Below are 21,559 nucleotides of genomic sequence, written 5' to 3' on the forward strand. Positions count from 1 at the left end.
CCGGACGAGCGGAAAACCGGCCCGACAGCCGCTTCGCCCGCCCGGCAACAAGCCCGACAGCAAGCCCGACCATCGGCAAACCGAACGCCGACGAACCAGCATGAACCCCGGCGCGCCTCGCTGTCACGCCCCACCCGCCCATATCACGATGACCCCGCGACATGACGAACGCCTACGCACTCCACTCGATTCGCTACAACGACGCGCCCGACGCGCTTCGACGCCAGTTCGCCCTGCTCCACCAACGCGTCGACCCCGACGATGCGTTTGCCCCCGGCGAAACGACTCAGGTGATCCACGATCCTCGCCTCGACGCGATGTCGTTCTACGTATCGACGCCGGCGAACCATGAAGTCGTCGGCTACGCGGCCGTCGTGCGCAAGACGATCTCGCACGCGGGCGAGCGCTTCTCGATCGGCGGGCTCAGCTGGGTGGCGACCGATCCCGCGCACCGGCGCGCGGGCCTCGGCACGCGCACGGTCGCGGCGGCGACGCAGTGGCTGCAAGCGAGCGGCATCGACATCGGCGTGTTCACGTGCGATCCGCCGCTCGCGCGCTTCTATGCGCGCGCCGGGCGCTGGCCGGTCGCCGCGCGCGTCACGCTGATCGGCAGCCGCGCGCAGGGCGCGCTGCGCAGCGACACGCTGAACAAGGTCGTGCTGATGCGGCTCTTTTCCGCGAAGGCGCGGGCCGCCGAAGCGGAACTGAGCCGTGCGACGATCGATCTCGACCTGCCCCTCGGCCAGTTCCTGTGAGCGAGCCGCCGCGCGCCCCGACCGTGCCGGCGCTCCGCTGGCACGAGCGGCACGCGTGCCGGCCGATGCTCGCCGTTTCAAGGCAGTGCGTCGAGCCGCCGATCGGTTTCACCCGAATGCGCAATCGCGCGACCGCGGTCGAATGCAAAAAGCCGCGGCAGCGCCGCGGCTCTCGACACGCTGCGAAAAAAAAGCGCCGTGCGGGAGCTTCCCGCACGGCGCTTTTCCGCACCTGACGAAACGCGCGCCGATCGACATCCGGCGCACGTTCCCGAGCGCGCTTACTGTTGCGCAGCAGCGGCGCGATCCTTCGACACCAGCTTTTCCTTGATTCGAGCCGACTTGCCCGAACGCTCGCGCAGGTAGTACAGCTTCGCGCGACGCACGTCGCCGCGACGCTTCACGACGATGCTCGCCAGCAGCGGCGAGTACGTCTGGAACGTACGCTCGACGCCTTCGCCCGACGAGATCTTGCGGACGATGAACGACGAGTTGAGGCCACGGTTGCGCTTCGCGATCACGACGCCTTCGTAAGCCTGAACGCGCTTGCGGTTACCTTCCACCACGTTCACGTTCACGATCACCGTGTCGCCCGGGGCGAATGCGGGGATCGTCTTGCCTGCGAGCGCGCGCTCGATCTCTTCCTGCTCAAGTTTTGCGATCAGATTCATCACTGACTCCTAAAGCCATCTTGTCGGCGTTTGCGCCCGCCTGTACCCAGGCTCGGCCCCGATAGAGGATGGATTCACATCTGGCGCCGCGCACGCATGCACGGCACCGCCATATTCGCGAGCGAAAGCGCCGCCGCCTCAGGAGGCCTGCTTCGCTTCTTTCGCGAGACTTGCAAGCCACGCCTCGTCGGCCCGGCTCAGCAACTTTTCGCGACGCGCCCGCGCGATCAGATCGGGACGCTTCGCAAGGGTGTTTCTCAACGCTTCCTGCCTACGCCAGCGTTCGATCTCGGCATGATGTCCGCCGAGCAGCACGTCCGGCACGCGCACGCCCTCGTATTCCTCGGGGCGCGTGTAATGGGGGCAATCGAGCAGCCCGTCGGCGAAACTGTCCTGCACCGCCGATTGCGCATCGTTCAGCACGCCCGGCAGCAGGCGCACGACGGCGTCCATCAGCGCCATCGCAGGCAACTCGCCGCCCGACAGCACGAAGTCGCCGAGGCTCAGTTCCTCGTCGACGCAACGATCGATCAGGCGCTGGTCGATCGCCTCGTAACGGCCGCACAGCAGCACGACGCCCGGCTCCGCAGCCATCCGCGCGACGCGCTCGTGCGTGAGCGGCGCGCCCTGCGGCGACATCATCACGACACGCGACGTCGCGACGCCCTGCGCCGCCTGCTCGGCCTTAGCCGCGCCGATCGCCGCTTCCAGCGGCTTCGCGAGCATCACCATGCCGGGGCCGCCGCCATACGGGCGATCGTCGACGGTACGGTAATTGTCGGTCGTGAAATCGCGCGGATTCCACGTGCGCAGGCCGAACCGCCCCTGCTTCACCGCGCGGCTCGTGATACCCCAGTCGGTCAACGCGCGAAACATCTCCGGAAAGAGCGTGACGACGTCGAACTGGATCCCGCTCTGCGTGGCTTCGTCCATTTCAGTAATCGGCTTCCCAGTCGACGACGATGCGCCCCGCCGCCTGCTCGACCGCCTTCACGTACGCGCCGACGAACGGAATCAGCCGCTCGCCGGTTTTCGGCCCGCCATCCTTGCCGGTTGCCGGATATTCGACGCGCATGATCGAATGCACGCCGTTGTCGATCATGTCGGCGACCTTGCCGAGCGCGACGCCCGCCTCGTTGACGACGTCGAGGCCGATCAGATCGACCCAGTAGAACTCGTCGGCGGCGAGCGCCGGGAAATCGCCGCGACGCACGAACACGCGAAAACCGCGCAGCGCGAGCGCCGCATCCCGATCGGCGGAGCCGGCCGGATGCGCGACGATCGCGTCGCCATGCAGCTTCGCCTGCGTGACGCGCGCGGATTTCCGCTCCGCGCCTTTTTGCAGCCACCAGTCGCGCGCGTTGAGGAGCGCGTCGCCGCCTCGCCCCGCACCGGCATGGGCCGCGAGCTTGACCCAGCCCTTGAGGCCGTACGCGTCGACCACCGCGCCGACCTCGACCGCATCGTCCGGCCACGACTGCGCCGCGTCGATGCGAATTGCTTCCGAATCAACCGCGCCGCCGCTCGCCGCTTTCACGGGCGCGCGCTCGACCGGCTTGCGGACGAATACGCCGAACGACGGCGCTTGTCCGCGCTTTGCGCTACCGGAGTCGTGACCAGCCATCAACGAACCTCGCAGCCGGCACTTCCGGCACGCCGCACCATGTTAGGCAGCCGGCTGCGCCTTTTGCGCTTGCTTCACGAGACGCTCGACGGTCGGCGACAGTTGCGCGCCAACGCCTTGCCAGTACGTCAGGCGGTCTTGAGCGATGCGCAGCGCTTCGCCCTTCGTCGCGACCGGGTTGTAGAAGCCGACGCGCTCGATGAAACGGCCGTCACGACGGTTGCGCGAATCGGTGGCGACGATGTTGTAGAACGGGCGCTTCTTCGAGCCGCCGCGAGCCAGACGGATGATGACCATATGAATTCCTTCGGGGAAACCGGGTTCGAAAACTACTGAAACGTGCGATTATAGCCCGAAATCGATGGCACAACAAACACTTACCCGGCAAAAAAACCCGGCTGCCGCCTCCGGAGACTTACAATTGCCCCGTCGCGCGCTTCGCGCTCGCCCGCCTTCGTCCGTCATGCGTCCTTCCACCGCCCTGTCGCGCATCGTTTCGTCAGACCTGCCGGCTTTGCTGCGCGCGGCGGCCGCCGCCTGTCTCGTTCTCGCCACAATCGCGGCCGCCGATGCGTCGGCCGCGCTGCCGATCGACGAACTGCGCGTGCCGCCCGGCTTCCGCGTCCAGGTGCTCGCCGACGACGTGCCCGCCGCGCGCGAAATGGCGTGGTCGCCGCGGGGCATCCTGTACGTCGGCAGCATGGAGGGGCGCGTGCACGCGCTCGTCGTGCGCGACGGCCATGTGCGCGAGCATCACGTGATCGCATCCGGGCTCGAGATGCCGGTCGGCGTCGCGTACCGCGACGGCGCGCTCTACGTGTCGGCCGTATCGCGAATTTTACGCCTCGACCGGATCGACGAGCGGCTCGCCGCGCCGCCGAAGCCCGTCGTGGTCACGAACGCGCTGCCGACCGAACGCCATCACGGCTGGAAGTTCATCGCATTCGGGCCCGACGGCAAGCTCTACGTGCCGACGGGCGCGCCGTGCAACATCTGCGTCGCCGACCGCGACCGCTACGCGATGATCGGCCGGATGAATCCCGACGGCAGCGGCTACGAGGTCTATGCGCGCGGCGTGCGCAACACGGTCGGCTTCGCATGGCATCCGGCGACGCACGAGCTCTGGTTCACCGACAACGGCCGGGATCTGATGGGCGACGACCGCCCCGACGACAAGCTGAGCCGTGCGCCGCGCGCGGGCCTCGACTTCGGCTATCCGTTCTGCCACGGCGGCGACGTGCTCGATCCGCAGTTCGGCGGCGGCCACACGTGCGCGAGCTACGTGCCGCCTGTGCTCAAGCTGGGCGCGCATGTCGCCTCGCTCGGCATGCGCTTCTATACGGGCGACATGTTCCCGCCCGACTACCGGGGCAATATCTTCATTGCCGAGCACGGTTCGTGGAACCGCAGCCGCAAGGTCGGCTACCGGGTCATGCGAGTGATCGCCTCGCCCGACGGCCGGTCGGCGCGCCAGGAGGCCTTCGTCCAAGGGTGGCTCCGGCCCGACGAAAGCGTCTGGGGACGCCCCGCCGATGTGCTGCCGCTGCCGGACGGCTCGCTCCTCGTCAGCGACGACTACGCAGGCGCGATCTACCGGATCACCTACGATGCGACGCATTGACGCAACCATCGCGTGACCGTGCCTCGCCCCACATCGTAGAATGCGAGCCGACCGCCGCGCCCCGCCTCGCCGGGGCGTCCACGAAGAAGACCTCTCTGCCTGCCCGACATGTCCAGCAGCACGACCACGCCGCCCCGCTTTCGCTCAAAGACGCTCACCGCACTGCTCGCCTTCCTGTTCGGCTCACTCGGCGCGCACCGTTTCTATCTATACGGCTGGAAAGACCTCGCGGGCTGGGCGCACGTGTTCGCGACGATCGTCGGCGTTCCCGGGTTCCTGCTGCTCGCGGCCTCGGGGCGCAGCGCCGCGCTCGGCTGGTGGCTCGTCATGCCCGGCGCGATTTCACTGCTCGCCGCCTTCCTCGCCGCGCTCGTCTACGGGCTGCGCGCCGACGACAAATGGGACGCGCAATTCAACGCCGCAACGGACCGCCGCAGCCGCTCCGGCTGGGGCGTCGTGTTCGTCGTCATCTTCTCGCTGCTGATCGGCGCGTTCCTGCTGATGACAGGGCTCGCGCTCGCGTTCCAGACGTACTTCGAATCGCAGGTCGAGGCGGCCAAGCAAATTTCGCAATGATGCGTGCGCAGGCGCGGCCGACGCGACACACATACCCCGCACGAATACCCTGCGCGCATCACGCGCTCTAGAACAGGCTGAGCTGCGACGCGTCTTTCGCTTGCGCCGCCTTGCCCGGCCGCGCGAGCGGCGTCCGCGGCTTCGACTGCCGCTGCGCACCGAACCGCGAGAAATCGAGAATGCCGCGCGAGCGTTCGTTCAGCCCGCAGCGCTTGACCGCCATCCGGAAGCGCTGCCTGAGCAGATCCGCCCACATGCCGTCCCCCTTCATTCGCCGGCTGAAATCCGAGTCGTAGTCCTTGCCGCCGCGCATGTCCCGCACGCGCGCCATCACGCGCTCCGCGCGATCCGGGAAATGCGCGGCGAGCCATTCGGTGAAGAGCGGCGCGACCTCCCACGGCAGCCGCAGCACGATATAGCTCGCATGCGTCGCGCCAGCGTCCGCGCACGCCTCGAGCACGCGCTCGAGATCGGGCTCGGTGACGAACGGAATCATCGGCGCGACGCTCACGCCGACGGGCACGCCCGCGTCGCGCAGCGCGCGGATCGTCCGCAGCCGGCGCGAAGGCGTCGCGGCGCGAGGCTCGAGCGCCCGCGCGAGCTCGGGATCGAGCGTCGTGATCGTGACGGCCGCCATCACCTGCCGGCGCTCGGCCATCGGCGCGAGCAGATCGAGATCGCGCTCGATCAGCGACGACTTCGTGATCGCGGCAAACGGCTGCCCGTGATCGTGCATCACCTGGATCACCTGCCGCGTGATCGCCAGCTCGCGCTCGACCGGCTGATACGCGTCGGTGTTCACGCCGAGCGCGATCGGCTCGGGCACGTAACGGGGCTTCGCGAGCTCGCGCGCGAGCAACTCCGCCGCGTTCACCTTTGCGTAGATCCGGCTCTCGAAATCGAGCCCCGGCGACAGCCCGAGATAGCTGTGCGTCGGCCGCGCGAAGCAGTAGATGCAGCCGTGCTCGCAGCCGCGATACGGGTTCAGCGACACGTTGAACGGGATGTCCGGCGACGCGTTGCGCGTGAGGATCGTCCTCGCGCGCTCCTCGAACACCTGCGTGCGCAACGCGGCGGGCGGCTCGCCGTCGTCGTCGCGCGTCCAGCCGTCGTCGACCGCCTCGCGCTCGACGATCTCGTAGCGCCCCTGCAGGTTGCCCACCGCGCCGCGCCCCTTGCGGGGCGCGGGCGGCGCTACCGGATATTCGACGTCGGATCGATCGTTCATCGTGCCTCTGCTACGCGGCCCGAGCCGCGAATGACAAAACCGCCAATTACTGTATAAACATACAGTAATTGGCGGTTTGTGCCAAGCGCCGAGAATTCGCGCCCGCGCGCACGCGCGCTCGCCTCACTCGTCGACCGCGATCGCCAGCGTCTCCTTGATCTCTTCCATCACGACATAACTCTTCGACTGCACGGCGCCCGGCAGTTGCAGCAGGATGTCGCCGAGCAGCTTGCGGTAGTCGGCCATCTCGCCGATCCGCGCCTTGATCAGATAGTCGAAGTCGCCCGACACCAGATGGCATTCGAGCACCTCGTCGATCTTCATCACCTCGCGCCGAAACTGCTCGAACATGTTGCCGCTCTTGTGATCGAGCGTGATCTCGACGAATACGAGCAGCGCCGCGCCGAGCTGCGCCGGGTCGACGCGCGCGTGATAGCCCGTGATCACGCCGTCGCGCTCCATCCGCCGCACCCGCTCGATGCAAGGCGTGACCGTCAGGCCGACGCGCTCGGCGAGGTCCTTCATCGCCATGCGGCCGTCCTCTTGCAGCAGCTTCAGAATGCGCCGGTCGAGCTTGTCGAGCGCGCGTACCGGCTGGCGTTGGGTTCTCATCGTTTTTTTACTGAAAATTGAAAAAATACAATAACAAAACCTATAGTCTCAACAATACCATAGCGCAAAAAACTAGGTTGGGTGGAAATCGCAGAGCGCACCGGGTGTGCCGCGCGCCGCCCGGCGTCTTCTCTATCCGGAGCAGCTATGCGAGTGGTTATCTTGGGCAGTGGCGTGGTCGGCGTGGCGAGCGCCTATTATCTGGCTCGCGCGGGCCATGAAGTCACGGTGATCGACCGCGAGGCCGGTCCCGCCCTCGACACGAGCTTTGCGAACGCGGGCCAGATCTCGCCCGGCTACGCGGCGCCGTGGGCCGCGCCCGGCGTGCCGCTGAAGGCCGTCAAGTGGATGTTCGAAAAGCATGCGCCGCTCGCGATCCGCCTCGACGGCACGCGATTCCAACTGCAATGGATGTGGCAGATGCTGCGCAACTGCACGACCGAGCGCTACGCGCTGAACAAGGGCCGGATGGTGCGCCTCGCCGAATACAGCCGCGACTGCCTGCAGGCGCTGCGCGCCGACACGGGCATCCAGTACGAAGGACGCACGGGCGGCACGCTCCAGGTTTTCCGCACGCAGCAGCAGCTCGACGGCGCCGCGAAGGACATCGCGGTGCTACGCGAGGCGAACGTGCCGTTCGAGCTGCTGTCGAGCGACGAGCTGAAGAAGGCCGAACCGGCGCTCGCCGCGGTCTCGGAAAAGCTGACGGGCGGCCTGCGGCTGCCGGGCGACGAGACGGGCGACTGCCAGCTCTTCACGACGCGCCTCGCCGCGCTCGCCGAGCAGCTCGGCGTGAAGTTCCGCTTCAACACGAGCATCGACGCGCTCGCCATCGCGGGCGGCAAGATCGCGGGCGTTCATTGCGGCGGCGAGATGGTGCGCGCCGACGCGTACGTGGTCGCGCTAGGCTCGTACTCGACGGACTTCGTCGCGAATCTCGTGAAGATTCCGGTGTATCCGCTAAAGGGCTATTCGATCACCGCGCCGATCGTCGACGCGGCGAAGGCGCCGGTGTCGACCGTGCTCGACGAAACCTACAAGATCGCGATCACCCGCTTCGACGATCGCATCCGCGTGGGCGGGATGGCGGAGATCGTCGGCTTCGACAAGCGGCTGCGCCAGGCGCGCCGCGAAACGCTCGAAATGTGCGTGAACGACCTGTTCCCGGGCGGCGGCGACACCGCAAGCGCGTCGTTCTGGACCGGCCTGCGTCCGATGACGCCGGACGGCACGCCGATCGTCGGCCGCACGCCGGTGCCGAACCTGTTCCTCAACACGGGCCACGGCACGCTCGGCTGGACGATGTCGTGCGGCTCCGGCCAACTGCTCGCCGACCTGATGTCGGGCAAGAAGCCGGCGATCCGCGCGGACGACCTGTCCGTGCATCGCTATCTGAGCGAAACGGACGGCGAGCATCGTCCCGCCTACGCATGACGCACTGACGCGCGAATCGGGCGGCCCGCATGCGCGGCCGCGTTCAAAAGGAACGGCGCCCGAGGGCGCCGTTTTTCGTTTCAGCGTTTCGTTTCGGCGTCTAGCCGCCGAGCCGGACGATCAGAACTGGTCTTCCGTCAGCGCGAACACGCCCTGCCCGCCCTTCGCGCCGACGATCGACGCTTCGAGCCCGCTCGCCTGCGCGAGAATGTGCTCTGCGTAGAACTGCGCGATCGCGATCTTCGCGTCGTAGAACTTCGGATCGTCGGCGCGTTTTTGCTGCGCGGCGAGCAGCGCGCGCGCCATTTGCCAGCCGCACAGCACGACGCCCGCGAGCTTCAGATACGGCACGCTGCCGGCAAACACCGCGTTCGGATCGCCCTTCACGTTCGCGACGACGAAGTCGACGACGGCCGACAACGCGCGCGCGCCGTCTTCCAGTTGCGCCTTCATCGCGGCGAATGCCGGGCCATCGTGCGCGCCGAGCGCGTCGGCCGTCTGCCGGATCTCGCCGACGATCGCCTTCGCGACTGCGCCGCCGTCGCGCGCCGTCTTCCGGCCGACGAGGTCGTTCGCCTGGATCGCGGTCGTGCCTTCGTAGATCGCGAGAATGCGCGCGTCGCGGTAGTACTGCGCGGCGCCCGTTTCCTCGATGAAGCCCATTCCGCCGTGCACCTGAATCCCGAGGCTCGCGACCTCGTTGACCATCTCGGTGCTCCAGCCCTTCACGACCGGCACCAGATACTCGTAGATCGCCTGATGCCGCGCGCGCACGCCTTCGTCGGCGGCGCGGTGCGCGTGATCGCAATGCGCGGCGGCGACGTAGGACAGCGCCCGCGCGCCTTCCGTGAGCGCGCGCATCGTCGCGAGCATCCGGCGCACGTCCGGGTGATGAATGATCGTCACCGACTGCTTCGCGGAACCGTCGACGGGACGGCTCTGCACGCGCTCCTTCGCGAACTCGGCGGCCTTCTGGTACGCACGCTCGGCGACGCCGATCCCCTGCATCCCGACGCCGAAGCGCGCCGCGTTCATCATGATGAACATGTACTCGAGGCCGCGGTTCTCTTCGCCGACGAGATAGCCGATCGCGCCGCCGTGGTCGCCGTACTGCAGCACCGCGGTCGGGCTCGCCTTGATGCCGAGCTTGTGTTCGATCGACACGCAGTGCACGTCGTTGCGCGCGCCGAGGCTGCCGTCGTCGTTGACGAGGAACTTCGGCACGATGAACAGCGAGATGCCCTTCACGCCTTCGGGCGCGTTCGGCGTGCGCGCGAGCACGAGGTGGACGATGTTGTCGGCCATGTCGTGTTCGCCCCACGTGATGAAGATTTTCGTGCCGAACACCTTGTACGAACCGTCGCCCTGCGGCTCCGCGCGCGAGCGCACGAGCGCGAGATCGGAGCCCGCCTGCGGCTCGGTCAGGTTCATCGTGCCCGTCCATTCGCCGGAAATGAGCTTCGGCACGTAGCGGGATTTCTGTTCGTCGGTGCCGGCCGTGAGGAGCGCCTCGATCGCGCCGTCGGTCAGAAGCGGGCACAGCGCGAACGACAGGTTCGACGCGTTCAGCATTTCGATGCAAGGCGTCGCGATCAGCTTCGGCAGGCCCTGGCCGTCGTATTCGGTCGGATGCTGGAGCCCCTGCCAGCCGCCTTCGACGAACTGGCGGAACGCCTCCTTGAAGCCGGGCGTCGCCGTGACGGCGCCGTCCTTCCAGCTGCTCGGATTCTTGTCGCCTTCGACGTTGAGCGGCGCGAGCACCTCGCCGCAGAACTTCGCCGATTCGTCGAGCACGGCGTGCGCCGTATCGAAGCCGGCGTCCTCGTAGCCGGGCAGCTTCGCGACCTCATCGATGCCGGCCAGCTCCTTCATCACGAACAGCATGTCCTTGACGGGTGCGGTATAGCTCATGTTGCTCCTCTCCTAGTCTGCTTATGGTGTGAAAAGGGGCGCTCGCCGCGCCCCTTTGTTCATGTTCGACCTGCTCGCGCGTTGAACGCAACGCGCGCGGCACGCGTCAGCCGAGCTCGTTCACGAGTTCCGGCACGAGCGTGAACAGATCGCCGACGAGGCCGTAGTCGGCCACGCTGAAGATCGGCGCTTCGGGGTCCTTGTTGATCGCGACGATCACCTTCGAATCCTTCATGCCGGCCAGGTGCTGGATCGCGCCCGAGATGCCCACCGCGATGTACAGCTGCGGCGCGACGATCTTGCCCGTCTGGCCCACCTGATAGTCGTTCGGCACGTAGCCCGCGTCCACCGCCGCGCGCGACGCGCCGAGAGCCGCCTGCAGCTTGTCGGCGAGCGGCTCCAGCACCTTCGTGTAGTTCTCGCCGCTGCCGAGGCCGCGGCCGCCCGACACGATGATCGACGCAGACGTCAGTTCCGGACGATCGAGCTTCGTCACCTCGCGGCTCACGAACTGCGACACGCCCGCGTCCGCCGCCGCGTCGATCTTCTCGACCGGCGCGCTGCCGCCTTCGGCCGCGACCGGATCGAAGCCCGTCGCGCGCACCGTGATCACCTTGATCGGATCGCTCGACTGCACCGTCGCGATCGCGTTGCCCGCGTAGATCGGGCGCTCGAACGTATCGGCCGAATCGACCGCCGTGATGTCCGAGATCTGCGCGACGTCCAGCTTCGCGGCGATCCGCGGCGCGATGTTCTTGCCGTATGCGGTCGCCGGCGCGAGGATGTGCGAGTAGTCCTTCGCGACGTTCAGCGCGGTCGCCTCGACGTTTTCCGCGAGACCGTCCGCGAGTTGCGGCGCGTCGGCCAGCAGCACCTTCGACACGCCCGCGATCTTCGCCGCCGCGTCCGCCGCGCCCTGCGCATCGCGGCCCGCGACCAGCACGTGAATGTCGCCGCCGATCTTCACCGCGGCGGCCACCGTGTTCAGCGTCGATGCCTTGATCGATGCGTTGTCGTGTTCGGCAATTACCAGAATCGTCATTTCTTTGCGCTCCCCTTACAGCACCTTGGCTTCGGTCTTCAGCTTTTCGACCAGCGTCTTCACGTCCGGCACCTTCACGCCCGCCGCACGCTTGGGCGGCTCCGCCACCTTCAGCGTCTTCAGGCGCGGCGCGACGTCCACGCCGAGGTCTTCCGGCTTCACCGTCTCGAGCGGCTTCTTCTTCGCCTTCATGATGTTCGGCAGCGTCACGTAGCGCGGCTCGTTCAGGCGCAGGTCGGTCGTCACCACGGCCGGCAGCGTGAGCGACAGCGTCTCCGCGCCGCCGTCCACTTCACGCGCGACGATCGCACGGCCGTCCGCCACCGTCACCTTCGACGCGAACGTCGCCTGCGGCAGATTCGCGAGCGCGGCCAGCATCTGGCCCGTCTGGTTCGAATCGTCGTCGATCGCCTGCTTGCCGAGGATCACGAGCTGCGGCTGCTCCTTGTCGACCAGCGCCTTCAAGATCTTCGCCACGCCGAGCGGCTGCACCTCGTCATTCGATTCGACGAGAATCGCACGGTCCGCGCCGATCGCGAGCGCCGTGCGAAGCGTTTCCTGAGCCTGCGCGACGCCCACCGACACCGCGATCACCTCGGTCGCCACGCCCGCTTCCTTCAGGCGCACCGCCTCCTCGACCGCGATCTCGTCGAACGGATTCATCGACATCTTCACGTTCGCGATATCGACGCCCGTGCCGTCCGACTTCACCCGGACCTTCACGTTGTAATCGACCACTCTCTTCACTGGCACCAGGATTTTCATGCACACGCTCCAAAGTTACGAACACGACCAGCGGCCATTTTATAGCGAGGCTCGGCCGCGCGGCGGCGACGCCGGTCATTCAATTTGCGGCTACCGAGGATAGCGTCCCCTTGCGGCATGCCGACAATAGCGAACGGTCGTTCTATTTTAAAAGAGAAAAAACCCGGACGCCAAGCCCGGGTTTTCGATTTCCGCCTCTAATCGGCGGCGCCCCTCGTTTCGCTCACCACGCGGCGATCACCGCGCCGCCGAATTGACGCTCGATGAAGCGCTTCACGTCGGGCGACCGGTACGCGGCGACGAGCTTCGCGACCCACGGCTTGTCCTTGTCTTCCGAGCGCACCGCGAGAATGTTCGCGTAAGGGCCGTTCGGACCCTCGATCGCGATCGCGTCCTGTTTCGGCTTCAGGCCCGCTTCCATCGCGTAGTTCGTGTTGATCGCGGCGGCGTCGACATCGGCGAGCGAGCGCGGAATCTGCGCCGCGTCAAGCTCGACGATCTTCAGCTGCTTCGGGTTATCGACGATGTCGAAGCGCGTCGCCTTCAGGCCCGCGCCGTCGCGCAGCTTGAGCAGCCCCTGCTTCTGCAGCAGCAGCAACGCGCGGCCGCCGTTCGTCGGATCGTTCGGGACCGCGATCCGCGCGCCCGGACGCAATTCCGCGAGCGATTTCACGCGCTTCGAGTAGATGCCCATCGGGAACGTGACCGTGTCCGCGACCTTGACGATCTTGTAGCCGCGATCCTTCACCTGCGCTTCGAGATACGGATAGTGCTGATAGCTGTTCGCGTCGAGGTCGCCCGCCGCGAGCGCCGCGTTCGGCTGCACGTAGTCGGAGAACTCGACGATCTTGATGTCGAGCCCGCTCTTCGCGGCGACCTTCTTGACTTCCTCCATCACCTGCGCGTGCGGGCCGCCCGTCACGCCGACCTTGATCGTCTGCGCCTGCGCATGCGCGCTTGCGACGCACGCGGCCGCGCCCAACGCGGCGGCGAGCTTCAGCATCGTTCTTCGTTGCATCTCCGGATCTCCTCACCGGTTGCGGCGCCGTCGCCGCCGCGTATCGCGTATCGCGGCGCGCGGCGCTCGTTCGTCTTCGATTGCGCTACTTGTGGCTCAGGCGCCGCACGAGCCAGTCGCCGAACGACTGCGCGATCTGCACGAACACGATCAGGATCGCGACGACCGTCCACATCACTTCGGGCAGATAGCGCTGATAGCCGTAGCGGATGCCGAGATCGCCGAGGCCGCCGCCGCCGATCGCGCCCGCCATCGCCGAATAGCCGACGAGCGACACGAACGTGATCGTGAGCCCCGCGACAATGCCCGGCAGCGATTCAGGCAGCAGCACCTTGAACACGATCTGGCCCGTCGTCGCGCCCATCGCCTGCGCGGCTTCGATGAGGCCGCGATCGACTTCGCGCAGAGCGGTTTCGACGAGCCGCGCGATGAACGGCGCGGCCGCGATCGTGAGCGGCACGACAGCGGCCGCCGTGCCGATCGACGAGCCGACGGCAAGACGCGTAAACGGAATGACCGCGACGAGCAGGATGATGAACGGCGTCGAGCGCACCGCGTTGACGATGCCGCCCAGCACGCGGTTCACCGCGAGGTTCCGCAGCACGCCCTGGCGGTCGGTCAGGTACAGCAGCACGCCGAGCGGCAGACCGACGAGCGCGCCGACCGCCCCGGAGATGCCGACCATGATCAGCGTCTCCCAGAACGACTGCACGAACATATCGAACATTTCACTCAACATACGAAAGCTCCTCGACGACCACGCCCTGCTCGCGCAGATACGCGAACGCCTGCCCCACCTTGCCCGGCTCGCCGGTGGCGAGCACCGCGAGCGACCCGAACGCGCGGCCCTGGATTTCGTCGATCTGGCCGTGCAGGATGTTGAAGTCCAGCTCGTAGCGGCGGATCGTCTCCGACAGGATCGGCTGATCGACGCCCGAGCCCGTGAACGCGAGGCGCAACAGGTGCCCGGAGCCCGTCTTCAGGCGCTCGGCGACGCGCGCCTTCATCGCGGGCGGCAGTTCCTGCGCGATCACGTCGCCGATCAGCGCGCGCGTGACTTCGTGGTGCGGACGCATGAACACGTCGATCACGTTGCCTTCCTCGACGACGCGCCCCGCGTCGAGCACCGCGACGCGATCGCACACGTCCTTGATCACTTCCATCTGGTGCGTGATGAGGACGATCGTGAGGCCGAGCTCGCGGTTGATGCGTCGAAGCAGGTCGAGGATCGCGCGCGTGGTCTCCGGATCGAGCGCGGACGTCGCCTCGTCGGACAAGAGCACCTTCGGCTTGCTCGCGAGCGCGCGCGCGATGCCGACGCGCTGCTTCTGGCCGCCGCTGATCTGCGCCGGATAGCGGTCTTTCTGCGCGGCGAGGCCGACGAGATCGAGAAGCGGCAGCACCGTCGCCTCGATCTCCCCGCGCTTCACGCCCGCGAGCTCGAGCGGCAGCGCGACGTTGTCGAACACCGTGCGCGACGACAGCAGGTTGAAGTGCTGGAAGATCATCCCGATATCGCGCCGCGCGCCGCGCAGCTCGCCGGCGGACAACTGCGTCAGGTCGCGCCCGCCGACGGACACGCTGCCTTCCGACGGCCGCGTGAGCAGGTTGATCGTGCGCACGAGCGTGCTCTTGCCGGCGCCGCTGCGGCCGATGATGCCGAAGACCTCGCCCTGCGGAATCGTCAGATTAACGTTGTGCAGCGCCTCGATCCAGCCGCGAGGCCCCTCGAATCGCTGCGAAAGGTTGCGAATTTCGATCATGTAAACAAAGCGGCGGAACCGCGCAGCCGGATGTGCCGGGCTTCGCTGTCGACCGCCGCCGCATCTAGGTCTAGGGAATAACCCGCGAGTTTACCGCATCCGCCACATTTCACTTAATAATCGATTCCCACCTTTTCATAACCAAACGCGATTAGAGGGCTGCGCCCGCACGGGCCGTCACGGACGGCGTCTATGATCGAGCGCATCCTTCATAACTACTCGCTCCGGAGACTCACGCCATGGACGCTGCCGCTTCGACTTCGCTCCGCTCCGCCGCTGCCGCCGGCGCGACCCCGCAGCGCGGCAACCTGCGCACGGCCGACGGGCTCGCGCTCGCGTCGTACCGGTGGCCGGCTGCGCCGGGGTTCGCGGCGCCGCGCGCGAGCGTCGCGCTCGTGCACGGGCTCGCCGAGCACGCGGGACGCTACCAGGCGCTCGCCGAGCGGCTGAGCGCGGCGGGCATCGAAGTCGTCGCGATCGATCTGCGCGGGCACGGGCATTCGCCCGGCGAACGCGCATGGATCGAGCGCTTCGATCAATATCTGCAGGATGCGGATGCGCTCGTCGCGAGCGCGGCGCGCGACGGCACCCCGCTCTTCCTGATGGGGCACAGCATGGGCGGGGCGATTGCCGCGCTCTACGCGGTCGAGCGCGCGCCCGCGCGCCGCGCGGGCTTCGCGGGCCTGATCTTGTCGAGTCCCGCGCTCGCGCCGGGCCGCGACGTGCCGAAGTGGATGCTCGCGATGAGCCGCTTCATCAGCCGCGTATGGCCCCGCTTTCCGGCGATCAAGATCGACGCCGCGCTGCTGTCACGCGATCCGGCCGTCGTCGCCGCGAATCGCGCCGATCCGCTCGTCCATCACGGTTCGGTGCCGGCGCGCACCGGCGCCGAAATTCTCGACGCGATGCGGCGCATCGAGGGCGGGCGCGCGGCGCTGCGCGTGCCCGTGCTCGTCTATCACGGCACCGCCGACAAACTGACGGAGCCCGACGGCAGCCGCGACTTCGGCCGGCACGTCGGCTCGCCCGACCGCACGCTCACGCTATATGAAGGCAACTATCACGAGACGATGAACGATCTGGAACGTGAGCGCGTGATCGGCGCATTGATCGACTGGATTCTCGCGCGTGCGCCGGCGCACGGGTAATGCCGGGACCAAGCGGAGCGCAAGGACACCGGAACACGTTGCGCGAAGACGGGAGCGACGCGAGGTGAAGAGCGGCGCACCGCCAGCGCCGCGCGGATTCGCAACCGGCGCGGCGGCCGCGCCACCGCGCCATCGCTGCCTGAGCGCTCGCCTGGTCGATCGGGCGCGCCGCCGCGAACGGGATACGATCTCCGCCGCGCGTTGCTGGCGCTTGCCGATGCGCGCCGGCGCTCGACGGCCGGCGTCGCGCGCCATCGCGCCCGTCATCGCCCGCCCGTCATCGCCCGCCCGTCGCTCGCCGTCTCGCGAGCTCACACCCCGGCGAGCACACGCAGATGCGCGACCACGCTGCGCCCGAGCGCGGACAGGTTGTAGCCGCCTTCGAGGCAGCTCACGATGCGGCCTTGCGCATGCCGCCGCGCGACTTCGCAGATCTGCGTCGTGAGCCACTCGTAGTCGGCCTCGACGAGCCCCATTCCGCCGATGTCGTCCTCGCGATGCGCGTCGAACCCCGCCGATACGAACAGCATCTGCGGCTTGAACGCGTCGAGCCGCGGCAGCCACATCAGGTCGACCGCCTCGCGCACCGCCATTCCGTTCGTGCGCGCGGGCATCGGCAGATTGACCATGTTCGGCGCCTGATGGTCGACGCCCGAGAACGGATACAGCGGATGCTGGAAGAAGCCGCACATCAGCACGCGCTCGTCGTTCGCGAACGCAGCCTCGGTGCCGTTGCCGTGATGAACGTCGAAATCGATGATCGCGACGCGCTCGAGGCCATGGATCTCGAGCGCATGGCGCGCGGCGATCGCGACGTTGTTGAAGAAGCAAAAGCCCATCGCGCGCGCGGGCTCCGCGTGATGGCCAGGCGGGCGCACGCTGCAGAACGCGTTGTCGTAGCGGCCCTCGAGCACGGCGTCCGTCGCCTCGACGGCCGCGCCCGCGGCGCGCAGCGCCGCGCGCCACGTGTAGCGGTTCAGCGACGTGTCGGGATCGATCTCGACGTAGCCTTCCTTCGGAATCCGGCTGCGGATGTAGTCGATGTGCGCCTGCGTGTGCACGCGGGCAAGCGCCGTCTCGCTCGCGAACGGCGCCGTCTCGTGGACGATCAGATCGTCGATGCGGCTCGCGATCAGTTGATCCTGGATAGCCGACAGCCGCGCCGGCGACTCGGGATGCCACTCCCCCATCTCGTGCAGCATGCAGTCGGGGTGCGTGTAAAAGGCCGTTGGCATAAGCTCGTTCCGCGACGCGGCCGGTGCGCGCCGCAGGTCTCCGTCAAGGATGTCCGCGATATCGTCTGGTGCGAAGTTCGCCGCTAACTTACCACAACGCGCCCCGCGCCGGGCCGGCGCGGCGGGCGCGTCGGTTATACTGGCCCGAAATCATCCGCCTCGTCCGCCTCGCTTCGACATGACTTTCAACCAGCCTGCCGCCCCCGCCTCGCTCGCCTTCCGCCTTCGCTTCCCGCTCGCCGCGCTGTCGCTCGCCGCAACGCTTCTCGCGTCCGCCGCCGTCGCGCAAACGCAGCCCGCCGCGGCCGTCGACGCGCAAGCGCAGCCGCAAACGCAACAGCAAACGCAACAGCAACAGCAACAGCAACAGCAACAGCAGCCGCAGCCGCAGCCGCAGCCGAGCGTGCAGCAAGGGCAGACGTTCGAAGAAGAAATCGTTCCGCAGCGCTACGCGAACAACCCGAAGATCGACGCGTTCATCGCCGACATGGCCGCGCGCCACGATTTCGACGTGAACGCGCTGCACACGCTCTTCGCGCGCGTCAGCTATTCGGCGACCGCGGCGAAACTCGTGATGCCCGCGCCGTCGCCCGCCGTCAAGAACTGGCGCGTCTACCAGTCGCGCTTTCTCGACGCCGTGCGCGTGAACGCCGGCGTGAAGTTCTGGCGCGCGAATCAGGGAACGCTGCAGCGCGCAGCGGCGGAATTCGGCGTGCCGCCGGAGGTGATCGTCGGCATCATCGGCGTCGAGACGATCTACGGCCGCTACATGGGCAACTTCCGCACGCTCGACGCGCTGACCACGCTCGCATTCGACTATCCGAACACGCCGAATCGCGACTCGCGCCAGGAGACGTTCCGCAAGAACCTCGAAGACTTCCTCGTGTGGACGCGCGACAGCCAGCTCGATCCGACGAGCGTGCTCGGTTCGTACACGGGCGCCGTCGGCATCCCGCAGTTCCTGCCGAGCAGCATCCGCGAATACGCGGTCGACTACGACGGCAACGGGCACATCGATCTGCGCGCGAGCCAGGCCGACGCGATCGGCAGCGTCGCGAATTATCTGAAGCAGCACGGCTGGGAGACCAGCCGCCCGGTGGTATGGAACATCGCGCCCGACACGGGCAGCCTGGGCGTCGCGCAAGCGGCGGCCGACGGCCGCCCCGAGCCGCACTGGGCGCTGTCGCAGTTGCTGCGCGCGGGCCTCGTGCTCGACGAGCCGTCCGTCAACATCGCATCGGAGGCGAGCACGCCCGTCACCGTGATCGATCTGCCGACGCCCGGCCGCGCAACCGAATACAAGCTCGGACTGCAAAATTTCTACGTGCTGACCCGCTACAACCGCAGCTTCTTCTATGCGCTCGCCGTGTATCAGCTGGGCGAGCGCGTGAAGGCGCAGATGGAAGCGAGCGGCGCGCTGACGGCGCCGCCGGACAATGCCGCGCCCGCCGCGCAGCCGTCGTCGGAATGACATTGCGTGCGGCCTGCGCCGTCGCGCCAATGAAAAAAGCGCCGCTAGCGGCGCTTTTTCATTGACGGCCCCGCGCAGCCAGACCGCGCGTCACGCGGGGAACACGCCCGTCGACAAATAACGGTCGCCGCGGTCGCAGACGACGAACACGATCGTCGCGTTCTCGACCTGCCGCGCGACGCGCAGCGCGACTTCGCACGCGCCGCCCGACGAAATTCCGCAGAAGATGCCCTCGACGGCCGCGAGCTTGCGCGCCATCGCCTCGGACGCGGCCTGGCTCACGTTCTCGACGCGATCGACGCGGCTGCGATCGAAAATCTTCGGCAGATACGCTTCCGGCCATTTGCGGATGCCCGGAATGCGCGAGCCCTCTTCCGGCTGCGCACCGACGATCTCGATGTTCGGATTCCTCTCCTTCAGATACTGCGACGTGCCCATGATCGTGCCCGTCGTCCCCATCGCGGACACGAAGTGCGTGATGCGGCCCTCGGTCTCGCGCCAGATCTCAGGGCCGGTGCCTTCATAGTGCGCGATCGGATTGTCGGGATTCGCGAACTGATCGAGGATCACGCCCTTGCCTTCGCGCTGCATCTGGTCGGCGAGATCGCGCGCGAACTCCATGCCGCCCTTCACCGGCGTCAGCACGATTTCGGCGCCGTACGCGGCCATGCTCTGGCGGCGCTCGACGGACAGATCCTCCGGCATGATCAGCACCATCTTGTAGCCGCGGATCGCCGCCGCCATCGCGAGCGCGATCCCGGTGTTGCCGCTCGTCGCCTCGATCAGCGTGTCGCCCGGCTTGATCGTGCCGCGCTCTTCCGCCTTGCGGATCATCGACAGCGCGGGGCGGTCCTTCACCGACCCCGCCGGATTGTTGCCTTCCAGCTTCGCGAGAATCACGTTGTTACGAGCGCGAATCTCGTCGTCCGGCAAGCGGACGAGCTGCACGAGCGGCGTATTGCCGATCGTGTCTTCGATAGTTTTGTAAGCCATGAACGTCACGTTTATCCGATGCCGATGAGTGGATCGATTGTAAACCAGCGGAGAAACGTACGCGCACGACGGCCGTCAAGCCCTGACCGCCGCCGCGGACATTCGGCGGCTCTCTCGAGCAATGCGCTGCGGCCACGCAAAAAGCCCGCGGCGTGCGCCGCGGGAATTCGCCGCCGAAGCAGCGCCTGAAGGAGACATCGCCGTTGCCGCCGACCGTGCGATCGCTCGACCGCGGGATCGTCGGCGCCGGAATCGTCAGCAGCCCGGATTATTTCTTGCCGGCGGCCGCCGCTTTCTGCGGCGCCGCGGATGCGGCGGGCGCACGCGCCGCGCCGATCGCGAGGCCTTCGGCCTGCAAGCGCTCGACCGTCTTGCCGCCCATGCCCTTCACCCTGCGCGAGAGATCGGCCGCATCCTTGTACGGGCCGTGTGCGCTCCGCTCGTCGATGATCGCCTTGGCCTTCGCCGGGCCGATGCCCCTGATGCCGCGAAGCGCATCGTCGTTCGCGGCGTTGACGTCGACGGCAGCCCATCCGTGCGCGGCCGCGGCGCACAGCGCGACCGTCGCGAGAAGTTTCTTCAGCATCTGGATCTCCGTAGAAAAACGGCCGGCGGCTGCCGACCGTGAGATCCAGTCTAAGGATGCGGGCGCGCCGCTCAAAGCTGGCCGAACAGCCAACGCACGTAACGGTCGACGCCCTCTTGCACCGTCAGGAACGGCGCATCGTAGCCCGCCGCGCGCAGCTTCGTCTGGTCGGCCTGCGTGAAGCACTGGTACTTGCCGCGCAGCGCGTCCGGGAACGGCACGTATTCGACGAGGCCCGCGTCCACCTGCTCGCCAAGCGTGAGCGCGGGCTTGCCTTCGAGCGCGCGCAACGTGTTGACCACCGTCGTCGCGATGTCGTTGAACGGCTGCGCGCGGCCGGTGCCGAGATTGAAGATGCCCGATTTCTCCGGATGGTCGAAGAAATACAGGTTCACCCTCGCGACGTCCTCCACCGACACGAAATCGCGCGTCTGCTCGCCCGGGCCGTAACCGTTGTATTCGCCGAACAGCTTGACCTTGCCCTCGGCGCGGAACTGGTTGAAGTTGTGGAACGCGACCGACGCCATCCGGCCCTTGTGCGACTCGCGCGGCCCGTACACGTTGAAATAGCGAAAGCCCGCGATTTGGCTCTTCGCGCTCGGCAAGACGCGGCGAATCACCTGGTCGAACAGGAACTTCGAATAGCCGTAGACATTCAGCGGCGCCTCGACCTCGCGCTCCTCGACGAAGCGCGTCGAGCCGCCGTAGATCGCCGCCGACGACGCGTACAGGAACTGCGCGCCCTGCGCGAGGCACGCGTCGAGCACCGCGCGGCTGTAGCGGAAATTGTTGTCCATCATGTAGCGGCCGTCGTGTTCCATCGTGTCCGAACACGCGCCTTCGTGGAACACCGCACGCACCTTGCCGAATTCGCCGCGCGCGAAGCGCTCGACGAATTCGGTCTTGTCGAGATAATCGTCGATCTCGCAATCGACGAGGTTCTTGAACTTGTCCGCGCGCGTCAGATTGTCGACCGCGATGATGCGCGTCTCGCCGCGCTCGTTCAGCGCCTTGACGATGTTCGCGCCGATGAAGCCGGCCGCGCCGGTAACGATGAGGGTCATGATCGTCCTACCGATGAAAATGGGCACACGGCGCGCGGCAGC

At 67.3% G+C, this 21,559-nt stretch carries 22 protein-coding genes; 6 read left to right on the forward strand and 16 right to left on the reverse strand.

Features of this window, described 5'->3' with window-relative positions:
- The first annotated feature begins 161 nt into the window (after positions 1-161).
- Positions 162-755, forward strand: a complete 594-nt coding sequence (locus WS91_RS21125; protein WP_059670946.1) for a GNAT family N-acetyltransferase — start codon at positions 162-164, stop codon at positions 753-755.
- A 281-nt stretch (positions 756-1,036) separates the two neighbouring features.
- On the opposite strand, the gene rplS is transcribed toward WS91_RS21125, so the two are convergent.
- From rplS to rpsP, 4 genes are all read right to left on the reverse strand, one after another.
- On the reverse strand, positions 1,037-1,426 hold the full coding sequence (gene rplS / locus WS91_RS21130) for a 50S ribosomal protein L19 (protein WP_038745556.1): 390 nt from the start codon (positions 1,424-1,426) through the stop codon (positions 1,037-1,039).
- Between the two features lie 138 nt (positions 1,427-1,564).
- Positions 1,565-2,359: a tRNA (guanosine(37)-N1)-methyltransferase TrmD gene (gene trmD / locus WS91_RS21135; protein ID WP_059670947.1), complete on the reverse strand. Its 795-nt coding sequence runs from the start codon at positions 2,357-2,359 to the stop codon at positions 1,565-1,567.
- A 1-nt stretch (position 2,360) separates the two neighbouring features.
- Positions 2,361-3,050, reverse strand: coding sequence for a ribosome maturation factor RimM (rimM, locus tag WS91_RS21140; RefSeq protein WP_059670948.1), 690 nt, complete (start codon positions 3,048-3,050; stop codon positions 2,361-2,363).
- A gap of 42 nt (positions 3,051-3,092) precedes the next feature.
- Positions 3,093-3,347 (reverse strand): 30S ribosomal protein S16, encoded by a 255-nt coding sequence (gene rpsP, locus WS91_RS21145; protein ID WP_004189402.1) that lies wholly within the window; start codon positions 3,345-3,347, stop codon positions 3,093-3,095.
- A 166-nt stretch (positions 3,348-3,513) separates the two neighbouring features.
- Here rpsP and WS91_RS21150 point away from each other — a divergent pair, with 166 nt between their 5' ends.
- Both WS91_RS21150 and WS91_RS21155 read left to right on the forward strand, forming a co-directional pair.
- Positions 3,514-4,671: a PQQ-dependent sugar dehydrogenase gene (locus WS91_RS21150; protein WP_059647815.1), complete on the forward strand. Its 1,158-nt coding sequence runs from the start codon at positions 3,514-3,516 to the stop codon at positions 4,669-4,671.
- 108 nt (positions 4,672-4,779) lie between these two features.
- Positions 4,780-5,247, forward strand: coding sequence for an NINE protein (locus WS91_RS21155; protein WP_038745564.1), 468 nt, complete (start codon positions 4,780-4,782; stop codon positions 5,245-5,247).
- 67 nt (positions 5,248-5,314) lie between these two features.
- Here the strand turns inward: WS91_RS21155 and WS91_RS21160 are convergent, their stop codons facing one another.
- Together WS91_RS21160 and WS91_RS21165 are read right to left on the reverse strand one after the other, a co-directional pair.
- A complete protein-coding gene (locus tag WS91_RS21160; RefSeq protein ID WP_059584566.1) occupies positions 5,315-6,475 on the reverse strand; it encodes a PA0069 family radical SAM protein in 1,161 nt (386 codons plus the stop codon).
- 123 nt (positions 6,476-6,598) lie between these two features.
- Complete coding sequence (locus WS91_RS21165) at positions 6,599-7,087, reverse strand: Lrp/AsnC ligand binding domain-containing protein (RefSeq protein WP_038745568.1); 489 nt, start codon at positions 7,085-7,087, stop codon at positions 6,599-6,601.
- A 147-nt stretch (positions 7,088-7,234) separates the two neighbouring features.
- On the opposite strand from WS91_RS21165, the gene WS91_RS21170 reads away from it, so the two are divergent.
- Complete coding sequence (locus tag WS91_RS21170; protein WP_038745570.1) at positions 7,235-8,521, forward strand: D-amino acid dehydrogenase; 1,287 nt, start codon at positions 7,235-7,237, stop codon at positions 8,519-8,521.
- Between the two features lie 120 nt (positions 8,522-8,641).
- On the opposite strand, the gene WS91_RS21175 is transcribed toward WS91_RS21170, so the two are convergent.
- The 6 genes from WS91_RS21175 to WS91_RS21200 form a co-directional block, all read right to left on the reverse strand.
- Positions 8,642-10,432: an acyl-CoA dehydrogenase gene (locus WS91_RS21175; protein WP_038745571.1), complete on the reverse strand. Its 1,791-nt coding sequence runs from the start codon at positions 10,430-10,432 to the stop codon at positions 8,642-8,644.
- Between the two features lie 106 nt (positions 10,433-10,538).
- Positions 10,539-11,474 (reverse strand): electron transfer flavoprotein subunit alpha/FixB family protein, encoded by a 936-nt coding sequence (locus WS91_RS21180; protein ID WP_038745573.1) that lies wholly within the window; start codon positions 11,472-11,474, stop codon positions 10,539-10,541.
- 15 nt (positions 11,475-11,489) lie between these two features.
- Positions 11,490-12,239 (reverse strand): electron transfer flavoprotein subunit beta/FixA family protein, encoded by a 750-nt coding sequence (locus tag WS91_RS21185; protein WP_038745575.1) that lies wholly within the window; start codon positions 12,237-12,239, stop codon positions 11,490-11,492.
- A gap of 223 nt (positions 12,240-12,462) precedes the next feature.
- Positions 12,463-13,257 (reverse strand): MetQ/NlpA family ABC transporter substrate-binding protein, encoded by a 795-nt coding sequence (locus WS91_RS21190; RefSeq protein WP_081989426.1) that lies wholly within the window; start codon positions 13,255-13,257, stop codon positions 12,463-12,465.
- Between the two features lie 85 nt (positions 13,258-13,342).
- A complete protein-coding gene (locus tag WS91_RS21195; protein ID WP_038745579.1) occupies positions 13,343-13,996 on the reverse strand; it encodes a methionine ABC transporter permease in 654 nt (217 codons plus the stop codon).
- Positions 13,986-15,020, reverse strand: coding sequence for a methionine ABC transporter ATP-binding protein (locus tag WS91_RS21200; RefSeq protein WP_059584564.1), 1,035 nt, complete (start codon positions 15,018-15,020; stop codon positions 13,986-13,988). The genes WS91_RS21195 and WS91_RS21200 overlap by 11 nt, the downstream gene beginning before the upstream one ends.
- A 308-nt stretch (positions 15,021-15,328) precedes the next feature.
- On the opposite strand from WS91_RS21200, the gene WS91_RS21205 reads away from it, so the two are divergent.
- The gene (locus WS91_RS21205; RefSeq protein ID WP_082717753.1) at positions 15,329-16,168 is read left to right on the forward strand and encodes an alpha/beta hydrolase; all 840 of its coding nucleotides are present in this window, start codon (positions 15,329-15,331) and stop codon (positions 16,166-16,168) included.
- A gap of 311 nt (positions 16,169-16,479) precedes the next feature.
- Here the strand turns inward: WS91_RS21205 and WS91_RS21210 are convergent, their stop codons facing one another.
- Positions 16,480-17,403 (reverse strand): histone deacetylase family protein, encoded by a 924-nt coding sequence (locus WS91_RS21210; RefSeq protein WP_059584558.1) that lies wholly within the window; start codon positions 17,401-17,403, stop codon positions 16,480-16,482.
- 178 nt (positions 17,404-17,581) lie between these two features.
- On the opposite strand from WS91_RS21210, the gene mltB reads away from it, so the two are divergent.
- Entirely contained in the window at positions 17,582-18,874 is a 1,293-nt protein-coding gene (mltB, locus tag WS91_RS21215; protein WP_059670950.1) for a lytic murein transglycosylase B, read from the forward strand.
- 90 nt (positions 18,875-18,964) lie between these two features.
- Here the strand turns inward: mltB and cysM are convergent, their stop codons facing one another.
- The 3 genes from cysM to rfaD form a co-directional block, all read right to left on the reverse strand.
- Positions 18,965-19,867, reverse strand: a complete 903-nt coding sequence (gene cysM / locus WS91_RS21220; RefSeq protein ID WP_038745590.1) for a cysteine synthase CysM — start codon at positions 19,865-19,867, stop codon at positions 18,965-18,967.
- 268 nt (positions 19,868-20,135) lie between these two features.
- Positions 20,136-20,453, reverse strand: coding sequence for a ComEA family DNA-binding protein (locus WS91_RS21225; protein WP_038745592.1), 318 nt, complete (start codon positions 20,451-20,453; stop codon positions 20,136-20,138).
- A 71-nt stretch (positions 20,454-20,524) separates the two neighbouring features.
- The gene (gene rfaD / locus WS91_RS21230) at positions 20,525-21,517 is read right to left on the reverse strand and encodes an ADP-glyceromanno-heptose 6-epimerase (protein ID WP_038745594.1); all 993 of its coding nucleotides are present in this window, start codon (positions 21,515-21,517) and stop codon (positions 20,525-20,527) included.
- Between the last annotated feature and the right edge of the window lie 42 nt (positions 21,518-21,559).

The sequence above is a fragment of the Burkholderia sp. MSMB1498 genome (assembly GCF_001526245.1).
Taxonomy (GTDB): Bacteria; Pseudomonadota; Gammaproteobacteria; order Burkholderiales; family Burkholderiaceae; genus Burkholderia; species Burkholderia savannae.